This window comes from Pseudonocardia sp. EV170527-09 (genome assembly GCF_008369905.1).
Lineage (GTDB): Bacteria > Actinomycetota > Actinomycetes > Mycobacteriales > Pseudonocardiaceae > Pseudonocardia.
In genome coordinates, this window is sequence record NZ_VRMC01000226.1 from 1 (window position 1) to 1,697 (window position 1,697).

2 protein-coding genes and 1 pseudogene are annotated in these 1,697 nt (G+C 71.7%); 1 reads left to right on the forward strand and 2 read right to left on the reverse strand.

Annotated elements, in window-relative coordinates:
* Positions 1-392: transposase (locus FVA95_RS28620; protein ID WP_193564271.1), on the forward strand; the 392-nt coding region annotated here is incomplete at its 5' end.
* Between the two features lie 243 nt (positions 393-635).
* On the opposite strand, the gene FVA95_RS28625 is transcribed toward FVA95_RS28620, so the two are convergent.
* Positions 636-1,049 (reverse strand): RRQRL motif-containing zinc-binding protein, encoded by a 414-nt coding sequence (locus FVA95_RS28625; protein ID WP_205016034.1) that lies wholly within the window; start codon positions 1,047-1,049, stop codon positions 636-638.
* 222 nt (positions 1,050-1,271) lie between these two features.
* Positions 1,272-1,697 (reverse strand): annotated as a pseudogene (locus tag FVA95_RS31190) (cell division protein FtsK); the annotation flags it as partial.

Sequence of the window (1,697 nt, forward strand, 5' to 3'; positions counted from 1 at the left end):
GAGCTATTTACACCGCGTCCACCGCCGATGCCGCTGCAGCCGCGCTGGATGATCTCGATGACGAGTGGGGGCGAGCCTATCCGGCGATGATACGTTTGTGGCGTAACGCCTGGACCGAGTTCGTGCCGTTCCTCGACTACGACATCGAGGTCCGGAGGGTGATCTGTACGACGAACGCGATCGAATCGTTGAACGCCCGCTACCGGCGAGCGGTCCGAGCGCGAGGGCATTTCCCCAGCGAGCAGGCCGCGATGAAATGTCTGTACCTTGTCACCCGCAGCCTCGACCCGACCGGACGAGGCCACACCCGATGGATGATGCGCTGGAAGCCAGTCCTCAACGCCTTCGCCATCACTTTCGGTGACCGCTGGCCGGGCGCCGAGCACTACTGACAACATCGCCGGAACCACCGTTCTCGTTACAGACCCACCGCAGGCCCCCGCCCCGACGGCTTCGGCGGGCGCGGCGGCCGTGCTGGTGGTGGAAGCCGCCGGGACCGGGGGTGTCGATGGAGGTGGTGCGGCGGGGCAGGTTGTGGGTGACCGGACCGACGGTGATGGCGAACGACCAGCGGCCGGACTGGTTGACCGTGGCCCGCAGTGGGCCGAGTCGGAACGTCTTACGGGCGCGGAACCTCATCGCGGGTCTCCCTGGTGGTGTCGGGTCGGGTGCGTGGTGTCGTGGCAGTCGAGGCAGCAGCCCAGCGAGCGGGGGATGCAGTACCCGGCGTCGCGCCCGCAGGACGGGCAGCGCCGCCGGGCGGCCAGCGCCTGGCCCAGCGCGGCCCGCTGCCCGGGTGTGGGGGTCCGTTTGGGGCCCAGCTCGGCCGGGTCCCACAGCAGCGCCCATCGGCGTCCGTGGCGGCACTCGATCCGGCCCACCGGCGCCGCTCCTGCCGGGGCTCGCCCGGCCGCCCGCATCTGTCGGCGGGTCACCAGCCCAGCCGGGGCACAGCGCCACCGCCACGTCGGCAGTCCGTCGTGCATGCGGGCGGTGGGCTGCCAGCCCCACCGCTCGGTCATCACTCCGTGCTCACTCTGCGTCGACATCGCTGCTCCTGTTTTCGGCATGGGTGAAGCCGGGGAGGGAGGCACCGGGTGGTGTCTCGATCCCTAGGTGGGTGCTGTTTTCGCTGGTCGGGCCGGGTGGGTCCCTCGGGTCCCTCAACCCGTGTTGACGCTGATCAGGGCGGGGAGGGAGCCGGTGGGGACCCGGTCAGGGAGAACTCCCCGCCTCCCCGGCCGGTCCCCGGGATTCCGGGCCCGGGTCCCTCACCCCAGCTCGTCACCGTCGGTGAGCGAGTCGCGGTCGTTGATAGCCTCGGTGATCCGGGCGGCGGCGACCTGCATGGTGCCGCCGGTCTTGTAGGGCTTGGCCCCGTCGGGCAGCTCGCGCGCGAGGCGCTCGAAGGTCCAGGACCCGTAGTGCCCGCGGTCCAGCGCGGCCAGCAGCGCGAGCGCTTCCTGGGTGCGCATCCGCTTCGCCCCTGCCTCGGCGAGGACGTGGGCGAGGTCGTCGAGCAGGTCCCGCCCTGCGACCGGCTCCGGAGTGCGGGCCCCGGCGGTGGACAGGCCGGCGTCGGCACGGATGCCCAGCGCCCGCTCCACCACCGGGGTCACCTCGTCGACGCCGTTGCCGCGGGCGACGTAGAAGCAGCGCATCAGCCCGTCGGCCGGGGTGAACCCGGAGGTCATGGC

Coding starts and splice junctions, on each gene's coding strand:
- FVA95_RS28625 (WP_205016034.1), bottom strand. CDS start 1,049: ATGTCGACGCAGAGTGAGCACGGAGTGATGACCGAGCGGTGGGGCTGG.